Here is a 13,412-nt window from a genome sequence, read left to right as displayed (position 1 = left end):
GCCCGGCTCGAGCCGTCAGCTACAACCGGACGTCGCGCCGCAGCCTTCGCAGGCGTAGCACGAGCCTGCCGGGCGCATCTTCGTTCCGCACGTCATGCACAGCGGGGCGTCCGCCGCCTTGCCGAGGCGCAGCTCCATCAGCTCCGTCGTCGTCTGGGCTTCGCGGTGCGGGTGCTCCGGCTCCGCCACGTGCGGCTCCGGTGAGGAGTCCACTGTGGACTGCAACGCCTCGAGGTCGACCTTGGGGGAGCCGTAGGTGGCTTCCACCTCCGCCGAACGCTCGTCCGCCGACAGGATGCCCAGCTGGGACCGCTTTTCGTACGGCAGGTAGTCCAGCGCCAGGCGGCGGAACAGGTAGTCCATCACGCTCGTCGCGATGCGGATGTCCGGGTCGTCGGTCATGCCCGCCGGCTCGAAGCGCAGGTTCGAGAACTTCGAAACGTAGAACTCGAGCGGGATGCCGTGCTGCAGACCGACCGAAATGGACATCGAGAACGCGTCCATCACACCGGCCAGCGTCGAACCCTGCTTGCCCAGCTTGACGAAGATCTCGCCGAGGCCGTCGTCCGGGTACGAGCCCGCCGTCAGGTAGCCCTCCGCGCCGCCGACCGTGAACGACACCGTCTGGCTCGGGCGCTTCTTCGGCAGGCGCTTGCGGACCGGCCGGTACTCGACGACCTTCTCCGGCTCCGCGACGGCCGTTTCCTTCTTGGCCGTGGACAGCGGCTGGCCGACCTTGCAGTTGTCGCGGTAGATCGCGAGGGCCTTGAGGCCGAGCTTCCAGCCCTGGAAGTAGATCTCCTCGACCTCTTCGACCGTCGCCGACTCCGGCATGTTGACCGTCTTCGAGATCGCGCCCGACAGGAACGGCTGCACCGCCGCCATCATCCGGACGTGGCCCATCGGCGCGATCGAGCGCTCGCCGACCGCGCAGTCGAACACCTCGTAGTGCTCGGGACGCAGCCCCGGCGCGTCGACGACGTGACCGTTCTGCGCCACGAACTCGACGATCGCCTCGACCTGCTCGTCCTGGTAGCCCAGCGCGGTGAGCGCGCGCGGCACCGTCTGGTTGACGATCTGCATCGAGCCGCCGCCGACGAGCTTCTTGAACTTCACCAGCGAGAAGTCCGGCTCGATCCCGGTGGTGTCGCAGTCCATCATGAAGCCGATGGTGCCGGTGGGCGCGAGCACCGACGCCTGCGCGTTGCGCCAGCCGTGCTTCGCGCCGATGTCGATGCCCTTCTTCCACTCTTCGGTCGCCAGCGCGCGGACGGCGGCGTCGTTCGAGTGGTAGGTGCGGACGAGCTCGTTCGCCGCCGCGTGCTTGCGCATCACGCGCTGGTGCGACTCGGCGTTGCGCGCGTAACCCTCGTACGCGCCGACGACCTGGGCCATCTCCGCCGAACGCCGGTACGACACGCCCGTCATCAGCGACGTGATCGCCGCCGCGAGCGCGCGGCCGCCGTCGGAGTCGTACGCGTGGCCCAGCGCCATCAGCAGCGCGCCGAGGTTCGCGTACCCGATGCCGAGCTGGCGGAACTTGCGCGTGGTGTCGGCGATCGGCTCGGTCGGGAAGTCCGCGAAGCAGATCGAGACGTCCATCGCCGTGATGACGAACTCGACGGCGCGCGCGAACAGCGGCGCGTCGAACGTGCCCTCGGGCGTGACGAACTTGAGCAGGTTCAGCGACGCGAGGTTGCAGCTCGAGTTGTCGAGGTGCATGTACTCGCTGCACGGGTTCGACGCGGTGATCCGGCCCGACTCCGGGCAGGTGTGCCAGTCGTTGATCGTGCCGTCGTACTGGATGCCGGGGTCGGCGCACTCCCACGCGGCCTGCGAAACGCTGCGGAACAGCTTCTTCGCGTCGGTCCGGTCGATGACCTCGCCGGTGAGCCGGGCCCGCAGGCCGAAGTCGGTGCCGTTCTCGACCGCCTGCATGAACTCGTCGGTGACGCGGACCGAGTTGTTCGCGTTCTGGTACTGCACCGAGGAGATGTCGGCGCCGGAGAGGTCCATGTCGAACCCGGCGTCGCGGAGGACCTTGATCTTCTCCTCTTCGCGGGCCTTCGTCTGGACGAACTCCTCGATGTCCGGGTGGTCGATGTCGAGCACGACCATCTTCGCCGCGCGCCGGGTGGCACCGCCGGACTTGATGGTGCCCGCGGACGCGTCGGCGCCGCGCATGAACGAGACCGGGCCGGAAGCGGTGCCGCCGGAGGTCAGCAGTTCCTTCGAGGAGCGGATGCGGGAGAGGTTCAGGCCGGCACCGGAGCCGCCCTTGAAGATCAGGCCCTCCTCGCGGTACCAGTTGAGGATCGACTCCATCGTGTCGTCGACGGCGAGGATGAAACACGCCGAGACCTGCTGTTTCGACGCCGTGCCGACGTTGAACCAGACCGGGGAGTTGAAGGAGAAGACCTGGTGCAGCAGCATCCAGGTGAGCTCGTGCTCGAAGATTTCGAGGTCCTGCGGCGAGGCGAAGTAGCCGTGGTCGCGCGCGGCCTTGACGTAGGTCTTCACGACGCGGTCGATGAGCTGCTTGAGGCTGCGCTCGCGCTGCGGGCTGCCGACGGCGCCGCGGAAGTACTTGCTGGTGACGATGTTGGTGGCGTTGACCGACCAGAAGTCGGGGAACTCCACGCCGCGCTGCTCGAAGTTGACCGAGCCGTCGCGCCAGTTCGTCATCACGACGTCGCGCTGTTCCCAGGTCACCTGGTCGTAGGGGTGCTGCCCCTCGGTGGTGAAGACGCGCTTCACGGTCAGCCCGCCGGCCGCCTTGCTCTTCTTGCCGGCGGCCGCGCCGGCCCCGGTTCCCACGGTTTCGGTCATCGGTCGAACCCTCACTCCCGCAGCGGGACGGTCAATCGCCGTCTTCGCGCTGATCGCTCTCCTCCGGAGCAGCAGAACCCGCCATGGCCTCACGAAGATCGGCTATCTCCTTCTCGAAGTCCTCGACCGAGGAGAAGGAGCGGTAGACGCTGGCGAACCGGAGGTAGGCGACCCCGTCGAGCTCACGCAGCGGGCCCAGGATGGCCAGGCCGACCTCGTGACTCGGGATCTCCGCCAGACCGGCGGAGCGGATCGACTCCTCCACGCGCTGCGCGAGCTGCTGCAGCGCGTCGTCGTCGACCGGCCTGCCCTGACAGGCGCGGCGGACGCCGCTCACCACCTTGTCCCGGCTGAACTGTTCGGTGACCCCGGACCGCTTGACGACGGCGAGCACCATCGTCTCCGAAGTCGTGAACCGCCGCCCGCACGACGCGCACGAGCGCCGCCGGCGGATCGCCTGGCCTTCATCCACCTCTCGCGAGTCGACGACCCGGGAGTCCGCATGCCGGCAGAACGGGCACCTCATCCGCCGATCACCTTCCCCTCCTCGCCGGCCGCCCGCGGTCGACGTCCTCCGCGGCCACCATGCACCCCTGCACCTGGTGATCGTTTTGTGGACATCCGGTGGGTAAACGCCGACCAGCTGTGGACAACTGCTGCCCAGTCTACCCCAACCTGTGGACCAACTACAGCGGTGTAACTACTACATATAGCGGGCGAGAGTAGAACTCGGCGGGGGTGTGCGCAAGCGACACGGCCATGCCCGGCCCCGCCCGGGTGAGATGCGGACGAGCGTATCCGCGACGACCTGGCGTTCACCGGTCCGGCCTAGCGCGAACTTCACCGAAGCGGGTGATCTTCGGCCGGTCGATCTCCGGCCGTCAGGGTGCCGGGACACCGCCGGCGACCGGGACCGTCAGCGGCAACCCCGGGACCAGCACGGCGCCGTCCAGCCGGTTCAGCTCCTTGATCCGGGCGACGACCGCGCCCGGGTCGCTCTCCGGCGCGAACCTCGCCGCGATCGACGAGAGCGTGTCGCCCTGGCCCACCGACACCGTCGCCGTCTCCGCCGGCACCGGGGCTTCCGCCGCCGTCCCGCCGCCGATAAAGCCCAGGCCCGTGACCACCAGGCAGCTCGCCACCGCCAGCGCCGCCAGCCACGGCCAGCGGACCGGGACCCGGCGGGGCGCCGCGCAGGGGGCGCCGGCCGGGCGGCGGCCCGCCACGACCCGTGCGCGTGTCGGCGGGCGCTGGACCTCGCCGCGGCGGCCGCGCAGGACGCGGACGGGACGGGGCTGCGCCGGGACCGGGGTCGCCGGGCGGGCGTGCCCGCGTTCGGCCAGAATGGACATCCGAACCTCCTCGAAACCCTGGTGTCCGCCCGTTTCCGGGGCCGGTGCCGGCCCGTGGATCAAGGTCGAACAAGCGTTCTATCGAACGCCCGTGCGAAGGTCTACCACCTACCACCGACAAAATCGAGCGGACACGGCGTGTCGATCGAACAGATGTTTGAAATCGTCGTGTCCGGGGGCTAACGTCGGTGACCAGGGCATCTGCCGGGCAGATGCCGCCGGCGAGCCTGCCCGCACCCGGCGGGCGGCGGCCGGCGCGCGATACGTGCAGCGAACGTCTGGGAGGCGACGCAGTGGCGAAGGAGAACAAGGCGGGCAGGACCAGTGGGTCCCCCGGGGGCAGTGTGCACCCCATGCCCGAGGTGTACGACGTGGACGAGACCCTCACCGTCCGCCAGCAGCAGGTCCTCGACGTGATCCGCTCGTGGGTGAGCCGTTTCGGCTACCCGCCGAGCGTCCGGGAGATCGGTGAGGCGGTGGGGCTGACGTCGACGTCGTCGGTCTCGCACCAGCTGCGCGCCCTGCAGCGCAAGGGCTACCTGCGGCGGGACGCGAACCGTCCCCGCGCGGTCGGCGTGCTCTCGGCGACCGACGACAACCCCATGGGCATCGAGATGGACCAGCAGCCGGTCATGCCGAAGGCGGCGTACGTGCCGCTGGTCGGCCGGATCGCCGCCGGTGGCCCGGTGCTGGCCGAGCAGGCCATCGAAGACGTGTTCCCGCTGCCGCGGGAGATCGTCGGCGAGGGCGAGCTGTTCCTGCTGAAGGTCACGGGTGACTCGATGGTCGACGCGGCCATCACCGACGGCGACTGGGTCGTGGTCCGCCAGCAGCCGGACGCGGACAACGGCGAGATCGTCGCGGCGATGATCGACGGCGAGGCCACAGTCAAGACGTTCAAGCGCAAGGGCGGCCACATCTGGCTGATGCCGCACAACGAGGCGTACGAGCCGATCCCCGGTGACGACGCCACGGTGCTCGGCAAGGTCGTGGCGGTGCTCCGCCGGCTCTAGAAGAGGAATGGTCCCGGGCTTTCGCACGGCCCGGGAGGTTCACCGGATCGGATGATCTTCGGCCGTGGGGAGCCGAGATCCGGGAGCGAGCCCGGCCGCGGTGCGGCGGGTGGACGGGGAGCCCGGCCCTGTCCGCCGCCGCGGCGGTCGAGGTTTCCTTCGTGCGGTGCGCAGGACTGCGCGGCCCGAGCGGCCGCGCCCCGCACCGCGCGAAGGGCGATCCCTTGTGGACGGCGAAGGGGGCGCGAACGGTCCGTTCGCGCCCCAAAGCAAACCGCGCTCAACCCCTCCGGCGACGCAGCCGGCTGAACCCGAACCAGCCGAGGCCGACCACGGCCACCGCGATTCCGGCCGCCGGCAGGTACGGCACTCCCCCACCGTCCGAAGAGGACCCGCCGCTCGCACTCGAAGCGGGTTTCCCGTCCGGCGAAGGCGCGCTCGCGGCCGCCAACGCAGCCGCACCGGAAACCGCGCGGATCGGCTCGCCCACCCCTTCACTCCCGGACAGCAACGTCCCGTCGGGGTCGAACGCGATCGCTTCGCCCTGCTTCTCCCCCGGCAACGGGATCCGGACCGGCGTCCGCTGCAACGCGGCCAGCACGTCTCCGTCCGGGGCCGAATACAAGTAAGCGTCCGTGTACGTCCGCAACGCCACCACCGTGCCGTCGGCCGAAGACGCGCCGCCCGTCACCAGCACCGAGCCGATCGATCCGACCGGGCCGCCCTGGGTGTCCGTCGTCGCGATCTTCACCGTGCCGACCTTCTCGAGGTTGGTCGGCCCGGGACTGGCCAGCGGACCCGAAGGCCGGTACACGCGAGCCTCGCCCAGGATGTCCTTGGTGATCAGGTACGGCGTCCCCGCCTTGTCCATGATCAGCGCTTCGGTGTCGTGCTGCCCGTCCGGGTACGTGAGCCGGTGCACCGTCAGCTTGCCCGCCGGGCTCAGCTCCAGCAGGGCGACCGTCAGCCGCCCCTTCTTGTTGTCGCCCGTGTCGGACAGCCACAACGTGCCATCGGACGTGCGGGCCAGGTCCTCGACGTCGAACGGGTCGGTCTTGTCCGTGAGGACCTTCTGGACCTTGCAGTCCCGCCCGAGCACGAACACCTGCACCTTGGTGCCGCCGTCGTTGATCCCGTAGAGCTTCGCACCGTCGGACACCAGCCCGGACAGCTCGCCGATGCGCGAATCCTTCATCGTGCACAACGGTTCGGGAGCCGCCGGAGCCGCCGAAGCCGGGACAGGCCCGCTCAGCAGACCAAAAGAAACCGCCGCGAAAGCGACCACCCAGCGCACCCAGCCACCTCCGAAAACATTCCAGTGTGCGACTCCATCGGCCGCACACTGGAATGTAGACGTCTCAGGTCCGGGTCGAGTTGGTCTCGTAGTCCCGCAAAGCCGCGGCGAGGTCCGGGCGGACCCGCACCAGCAGGCGCGTGCCGTCCTCGACGTGCTCCTCTTCGAGCACCTCGCCGTCCGCGTGCGCCCGCGCGACCAGCTCGCCGCGCGCATACGGCACCAGGACGTCGACCGTGACCTCCGGCCGCGGCAGGCGGTCGGCGATCACCTCGACGAGCTCCGCGATGCCCGCCCCGGTCCGCGCCGACACCGGCACCGAGCCGGCCAGCGCGTGCCGCAGCCGGGCGAGGCTGACCTCGTCGGACGCGTCGATCTTGTTGATCACCAGCAGCTCCGGCGGGAGCGGCTCCTTGCGCTTGCGGGTGATCTCGCCGAGCACCTCGCGCACGGCGCTGACCTGCTCCTCCGGCGCCGGGTCGGACCCGTCCACCACGTGCAGCAGCAGGTCCGCGTCCGCGGCCTCTTCCAGCGTCGAGCGGAACGCGTCCACCAGCTGGTGCGGCAGGTGCCGCACGAAGCCGACGGTGTCGGTCAGCGTGTAGCCGCGGCCGTCCGCGGTCTGCGCGCGCCGCGTGGTCGGGTCGAGGGTGGCGAACAGCGCGTCCTCCACCAGCACCCCGGCCCCGGTCAGCGCGTTGAGCAGGCTCGACTTGCCGGCGTTGGTGTAGCCGACGATCGCCACGCTGGGCACCTCGTTGGCCAGCCGCCGCCCGCGCTTGGTCTCGCGGATGGTGTCCATGGCCGCGATCTCGCGACGCAGCTTCGCCACGCGCTTGTTGATCCGCCGCCGGTCGGTCTCGAGCTTGGTCTCACCGGGACCACGCAGGCCGACGCCGCCGTTCGCGCCGCCGGCACGCCCACCGGCCTGCCGGGACAGCGACGCACCCCACCCGCGCAGGCGCGGGATCAGGTACTGCAGCTGGGCCAGCTCGACCTGCGCCTTGCCCTCCTTGGACCGGGCGTGCTGGGCGAAGATGTCGAGGATCAGCGCGGTCCGGTCGATGACCTTGACCTTCACCTTCTCCTCGAGCTGCCGCAGCTGGCCCGGCGAGAGCTCGCCGTCGCAGATCACCGTGTCGGCGCCGGTGGAGGAGACGATGTCGCGCAGCTCCTTCACCTTGCCCGAGCCGATGTAGGTGGCCGGGTCCGGCTTCGGACGCCGCTGGATGAGGCCTTCGAGGACCTCCGAGCCCGCCGTCTCGGCCAGGCGCGCCAGCTCGGCCAGCGACGCCTCGGACTGCAGGGCCGTGCCCTCGGTCCACACGCCGACCAGCACGACGCGTTCCAGCCGCAGTTGCCGGTACTCGACCTCGGTGACGTCCTCGAGCTCCGTGGACAGTCCCCTGACCCGGCGCAGCGACGCCCGGTCCTCGAGCTCCATCTCACCCGTCGACGGGTCGCCGTCGTACAGCTCGTCGTCGTGGTCTTCGGTGTGTGTCAGTTCTGTCATCGTGCCTCCATGTTCCCACGTTTCGCCGCGGGAACCGAACTTTTACGTGCTGGGATAGGTGGCGAGGTAGATCGCGGTGCGTTCCGCGCCGGGACGGCGGGGACGCGAACGGAACTCCTCGAGCAGGGCGTTGAGCCGCGCCTGCAGCTCGGCCCGCTCCTCGGGGGCCACCTGGACGACCAGGCGTGCCTGGTGCACGCCGTCGAATCCGGTCTCGGCGATCTCGGCCAGATAGGCCTCGAGAACCGCCTGTTCCACGCCCTTGTCACCGCATGAGTCGAGTGTCCACGAAAGGCCCGTCGAAAGATACGGGATTTCCTTGGCCCCCCGGGTCCCGCGGCGCGGCGGCTGCGCGGCGAGGAAGCCGGTCTCGACGAGCTTGCGCACGTGGTGCAGCGTCGTCGCCGGGTCCCGGCCCAGCCGTTCGGCGAGCTCCTTGTTCGTCAGCGCCTCCGAAAAGGTCAACCGGATGATGCGCAGCCGTATTCCGGAGGCCAGCGCGGCGGCCTCGGCTTCGGTGGCGGTACGTCGTTTCTCGGGCGGCACGGCGCACAGCTTAGAGCGAACAGTGATTGACACTTTCCAATCACTCGGTCCACACTCGGGAGCCATGCACAGGGGGTCACTCTTCCGCCACGCGGACTTCAGGCGGCTCTTCGCCGGCGACACGGCCAGCCAGTTCGGTGTGTTCGTCGGGAACACCGCCGTCCCGCTGCTGGCGGCGGTCACGCTCGCCGCGACGCCGTTCGAGATGGGCCTGCTCACCGCGGCCGAGACGCTCGCCTTCCTGCTCATCGGGCTGCCCGCCGGGGTGTGGGTCGACCGGATGCGCCGCCGCCGGGTCATGCTCACCGCCGACTTCACACGGGCGACGCTGCTGCTGAGCGTGCCGGTCGCCTGGTGGGCGGGGGTGCTGACGCTCGCCCAGCTGCTCGTCGTCGTGTTGTTCGTGGGCATCGCTACGGTGTTCTTCGACATCGCCTACCAGTCGTACCTGCCCTCGCTCGTCGGCCGGGAGCACCTCCTCGAGGGCAACGCCAAGCTGCAGGCCGTCCAGTCGACCGCGCAGATCGCCGGGCCGAGCGCGGCCGGCGTGCTGGTCCAGCTGGTGACCGCGGCGAACACCGTGCTGGTCACCGGCCTCGGCTTCCTCACCTCGGCGCTGTGCCTGCTGCGGATCCGCGCGGCGGAACCCGCGCCGAAGCGCGACGGCCACGCCCGGCTGCTCCCGCAGATCGCCGAGGGGCTGCGGTTCGTCTTCTCCGACAAGCCGTTGCGGGCGATCGTCGGCACGACGGCGACGGCCAACTTCTTCAACGGCGCGTTCGCCGCCGTGCAGGTGCTGTTCCTGACGCGGACCGTCGGGCTGCCGCCGGCCGCGGTCGGCGTGCTGCTGGCGGTCGGCGGCGCGGGCGGGATCCTCGGCGCGGTCTGCTCGGGCGCGGTCACCCGCCGGGTCGGCCAGTCGCGCGCGATCTGGCTGGTCCCGCTGGTCACCGCGCCCGGCTACCTGCTGGTCCCGCTCGCCGCGCCGGACTGGCGGCTCGGGCTCGCCGCGTTCGGGCTCGTCCTGAGCGGGTTCGGGATCATCATCTACAACATCGCGCAGGTTTCCTACCGGCAGGCGATCTGTCCGGACCGGCTGCTCGGCCGGATGAACGCGAGCGTGCGGTTCGTCGTCTGGGGCACCATCCCGCTCGGCGGCCTGCTCGGTGGCGCGCTCGGCGAAGGACTCGGGCTGCGCGGCGCGATGTGGGTCGCCGTCGCCGGCGAGGCCGCCGCGGTCCTGTGGGTCGTGTGCTCACCCTTGCGGCACACGCGCGACCTGCCGACCGAGGCGAAAAGCGATTCCGCGGCCGCCTAGAGTTGCTGCATGAGTACCCCATACGAACGCCCGCGAGTCCCGGACAAGGTCGGTGTCGACGGTCTGGAGGCCAAGTGGGTACCCGTATGGGAATCCACCGGCGCCTACCGCTTCGACCGCACGAAGACCCGGGACGAGGTCTATTCGATCGACACTCCCCCGCCGACGGTCAGCGGCTCGCTGCACATCGGGCACGTCTTCTCCTTCACCCAGACCGACATCGTCGCGCGGTTCAAGCGGATGCGCGGGCTCGAGGTGTTCTACCCGATGGGGTGGGACGACAACGGCCTGCCGACCGAACGCCGGGTGCAGAACCACTTCGGCGTGCGCTGCGACCCGTCGCTGCCCTACGACCCGGACTTCCGCGCCCCGGAGAAGCCGGGCAAGGACGTGGTCTCGATCTCGCGGCGCAACTTCGTCGAGCTGTGCGAAACCCTGACCGAGACCGACGAAAAGGTCTTCGAGGAGCTGTGGCGGCGGCTGGGGCTGTCGGTCGACTGGACGATGACCTACCAGACGATCGGGCACGACTCGCGGCTGATTTCGCAGCGCGCGTTCCTGCGCAACCTCGACCGCGGCGAGGCCTACCAGGCCGAAGCGCCGACGCTGTGGGACGTGTCGTTCCGGACCGCCGTCGCCCAGGCCGAGCTGGAGGACCGCGAACGCCCGGGTGCCTTCCACGACCTCGCGTTCACCGGCCCGGACGGCGCCGACGTCGTGATCGCGACGACCCGGCCGGAGCTGCTGCCCGCGTGTGTCGCGCTGGTCGCGCACCCCGACGACGAGCGGTTCAAGCCGCTGTTCGGGAAGACCGTGCGGACGCCGGTGTTCGGCGTCGAGGTGCCCGTGGTGGCCCACCACCTGGCCGACCCGGACAAGGGCCGCGGCATCGCGATGGTGTGCACCTTCGGCGACACCACCGACGTCACGTGGTGGCGCGAGCTGCGCCTGGCGACGCGGGTGGTGCTGGGCCGCGACGGCCGGTTCCTGCCCGACGCGCCCCACGACGTGCCCGCGGAGGCGTACGCGCCCCTGGTCGGCAAGACCGTCCACACGGGACGCGAGATCATGGTCCGCCTGCTGCGCGAAGCCGGTGCCCTGCGGGGGGAACCGCGGCCGATCACGCACTCGGTGAAGTTCTACGAAAAGGGCGACAAGCCCCTGGAGATCGTCGCCAGCCGGCAGTGGTACCTGCGCAACGGCGGCAACGACTCGTCGTTCCGGGCTCGCATGCTGGCGCGTGGCGAGGAACTGAACTGGGTGCCGAAGCACATGAAGGTGCGCTACTCGTCGTGGGTGGAGAACCTCGCGGGCGACTGGTTGGTCAGCCGGCAGCGGTTCTTCGGCGTGCCGATCCCGTTGTGGTACCGCCTCGACGCGAACGGCGAGCCCGACCACGACGCCCGGCTGCTGCCGGACACGCTGCCGGTCGACCCGAGCAGCGACGTCCCGCCGGGCTTCACCGCCGAGCAGCGCGGGGTGCCGGGCGGGTTCGTGGCCGACCCGGACGTGATGGACACGTGGGCGACGTCGTCGCTGACGCCGCAGATCGTCGGCCGGTGGACCCTCGACGACGACCTCTTCGAGCGCGTCTTCCCGATGGACCTGCGGCCGCAGGCGCACGAGATCATCCGCACCTGGCTGTTCTCGACGGCGGTGCGCGCGGAGCTGGAGCAAGGCGTGCTGCCGTGGCGGGCGGCGTCGATCGCGGGCTGGGTGCTCGACCCGGACCGCAAGAAGATGTCGAAGTCCATCGGCAACGTGATCATCCCGGTGGACCTGCTGGAGCGCTTCGGCTCGGACGCGGTGCGGTACTGGGCGGCGAGCGCGCGCCCGGGCGTCGACACGGCGGTCGACGAAGGCCAGATGAAGGTCGGCCGCCGCTTGGCGACGAAGCTGCTCAACGCGAGCCGGTTCGTGCTGGGCCTGGGCGTGCCTTCGGCTGACGCGGTGGCGACCGAGCCGCTGGACCGGGCGCTGCTGGCGTCGCTGGCCGTCGTCGCCAAGCAGGCGACGACGGCGTTGGAGGCGCTGGACTACGCGCGGGCGTTGCAGGTGACGGAGACGTTCTTCTGGACGTTCTGCGACGACTACGTCGAGCTGGTGAAGGGGCGCGCGTACGGCGACCTCGGCCCGGCGGCGGCCGCGTCGGCGCAGGCCGCGCTGGTGACGGCGTTGTCGGCGGTGCTGCGGTTGTTCGCGCCGTTCCTGCCGTTCGCGACCGAGGAGGTCTGGTCGTGGTGGCGGGAGGGGTCGGTGCACCGCGCGGCGTGGCCTTCGGTGGCGCCCCTCGAGGGTGACCCCGAGCTGCTTTCGCTGGCGGGCGAGGTGATCGCGGCGGTGCGCCGGGCGAAGACCGACGCGAAGGTGTCGATGCGGTCCGCCGTCGAGACGCTCACCGTGACCGGACCGGCCGAGCTGCTGGACCGGTTCGCGGCCATCGAGCCGGACATCCGCACCGCGGGCGCGATCGTCGACGTGGAGACGCGGGAAGGCGGCTTCGCGATCGAAGCGAAGATCTGACGCCGGTGGGCCCGGCGGAATTCCTGCCGCGGAAACGGGAATTCCGCCGGGCCGGACCGTTAATCTCTCGCCATGAGTACGGATGCGCCGGGCGGGGAGCGTCCCGCGGCGACCGGAGACGAGTTCGCGTTCGCCGCCGCTGACCTGCTGCGACCGTTCCGGCCCTTGGTCCAACCGGCCGCGGCCGAGCTGTCAGCCGAGCCCACTCGGCAGCTGGCGGACTCCATCGGACGCGCGATCGACGGGTTCTGGCCCTGGGTCGAGCGAACGGCCAGGGCCTCGGGCAAGAGGGTCGACGAGCTCCACCGGCGGGCCGCTCCGCCGAACTGGGTCTCCGACGGCAAGGCGGACGTCGACTACTTCGCGGCCGTCCGGCTCTCGTTGGCGCACGGCGTCCCCCTGGCCTGGGTGCCCGACCCGGAAACCGTCAAGCTGCTCCTGGCCGCCCACGACGACGAAGCGGTCTCGGTCCACGCCGTTCTGGACGACCGCCGCGAGCCGATCCTCGACCATTGCGACCGCCGCCTGGACGAGCTGGACCGGACCCCCGCGGCGGCACCGTCGGTCCGGGTCGCCCGGGAAGCGGTCCGGGCACTTCGTCTCGATCTCCTGTCACCGGCTCAGTCGGCGGCCACGAACCTCATCGACGAGCTCGTCCGCACCGCGTTCACCATCGTCTACGGCGATCGGCACAGCCACGCCCCGGCGCTGAGCCGCGTCCAGACGTTGTCGGAACGCGCCCGCAGCGCGGGGTTGCCGTTCTTCGCTTCGCTCGGCATCTTGCGCGAACTGGCCACCGTGATGCCCTTGCTGAACGCCATGGCACCGTGGTCGCCGGGCAGCGGCGCGCCCGCCCCGACGAGCTTCAGCCGGCAGGTGACCAGCCACCACATCACCGCGCCGGACCAGGTCACGCGCACCAACGCGCTCGTGGCGGTGCTGACGGCCGTTTCGTTGCTCTGTCAGGAGCACGATTCGCACTGGCACACCTGGAAGATCCTGAGCGCCCTCGAAACCGGCTGAG

The 13,412-nt window shown here is 70.5% G+C and carries 10 protein-coding genes; 4 read left to right on the top strand and 6 right to left on the bottom strand.

The window, feature by feature from the left end; genetic code table 11:
• Positions 1-15: 15 nt before the first annotated feature.
• The 3 genes from BLV96_RS30655 to BLV96_RS30645 all read right to left on the bottom strand — a co-directional run bounded on the left by BLV96_RS30655 (position 16) and on the right by BLV96_RS30645 (position 4,181).
• Entirely contained in the window at positions 16-2,829 is a 2,814-nt protein-coding gene (locus BLV96_RS30655) for a vitamin B12-dependent ribonucleotide reductase (RefSeq protein ID WP_086676170.1), read from the bottom strand.
• Between the two features lie 31 nt (positions 2,830-2,860).
• Complete coding sequence (nrdR, locus tag BLV96_RS30650) at positions 2,861-3,355, bottom strand: transcriptional regulator NrdR (protein ID WP_086676168.1); 495 nt, start codon at positions 3,353-3,355, stop codon at positions 2,861-2,863.
• A 355-nt stretch (positions 3,356-3,710) separates the two neighbouring features.
• Positions 3,711-4,181, bottom strand: a complete 471-nt coding sequence (locus BLV96_RS30645) for a LysM peptidoglycan-binding domain-containing protein (protein WP_086676166.1) — start codon at positions 4,179-4,181, stop codon at positions 3,711-3,713.
• A gap of 353 nt (positions 4,182-4,534) precedes the next feature.
• Here BLV96_RS30645 and lexA point away from each other — a divergent pair, with 353 nt between their 5' ends.
• On the top strand, positions 4,535-5,194 hold the full coding sequence (gene lexA, locus BLV96_RS30640) for a transcriptional repressor LexA (RefSeq protein WP_051736098.1): 660 nt from the start codon (positions 4,535-4,537) through the stop codon (positions 5,192-5,194).
• A 280-nt stretch (positions 5,195-5,474) separates the two neighbouring features.
• On the opposite strand, the gene BLV96_RS30635 is transcribed toward lexA, so the two are convergent.
• The 3 genes from BLV96_RS30635 to BLV96_RS30625 all read right to left on the bottom strand — a co-directional run bounded on the left by BLV96_RS30635 (position 5,475) and on the right by BLV96_RS30625 (position 8,547).
• Positions 5,475-6,488 (bottom strand): SdiA-regulated/phytase-like domain-containing protein, encoded by a 1,014-nt coding sequence (locus BLV96_RS30635; RefSeq protein WP_086676163.1) that lies wholly within the window; start codon positions 6,486-6,488, stop codon positions 5,475-5,477.
• A gap of 64 nt (positions 6,489-6,552) precedes the next feature.
• The gene (gene hflX, locus BLV96_RS30630) at positions 6,553-8,001 is read right to left on the bottom strand and encodes a GTPase HflX (RefSeq protein WP_086676162.1); all 1,449 of its coding nucleotides are present in this window, start codon (positions 7,999-8,001) and stop codon (positions 6,553-6,555) included.
• A gap of 42 nt (positions 8,002-8,043) precedes the next feature.
• Positions 8,044-8,547: an ArsR/SmtB family transcription factor gene (locus BLV96_RS30625; protein ID WP_086676160.1), complete on the bottom strand. Its 504-nt coding sequence runs from the start codon at positions 8,545-8,547 to the stop codon at positions 8,044-8,046.
• A gap of 64 nt (positions 8,548-8,611) precedes the next feature.
• Between BLV96_RS30625 and BLV96_RS30620 the strand changes: the two genes are divergently transcribed.
• From BLV96_RS30620 to BLV96_RS30610, 3 genes are all read left to right on the top strand, one after another.
• Positions 8,612-9,865 (top strand): MFS transporter, encoded by a 1,254-nt coding sequence (locus BLV96_RS30620; protein ID WP_086676158.1) that lies wholly within the window; start codon positions 8,612-8,614, stop codon positions 9,863-9,865.
• A gap of 9 nt (positions 9,866-9,874) precedes the next feature.
• The gene (gene valS / locus BLV96_RS30615; RefSeq protein WP_086676156.1) at positions 9,875-12,388 is read left to right on the top strand and encodes a valine--tRNA ligase; all 2,514 of its coding nucleotides are present in this window, start codon (positions 9,875-9,877) and stop codon (positions 12,386-12,388) included.
• 72 nt (positions 12,389-12,460) lie between these two features.
• A complete protein-coding gene (locus BLV96_RS30610) occupies positions 12,461-13,411 on the top strand; it encodes a hypothetical protein (protein WP_086676155.1) in 951 nt (316 codons plus the stop codon).
• Position 13,412: the final 1 nt, after the last annotated feature.

It is taken from the genome of Amycolatopsis pretoriensis, assembly GCF_900107925.1.
Lineage (GTDB): Bacteria > Actinomycetota > Actinomycetes > Mycobacteriales > Pseudonocardiaceae > Amycolatopsis > Amycolatopsis pretoriensis.
This window is presented reverse-complemented; position numbering and strand designations above follow the sequence as displayed.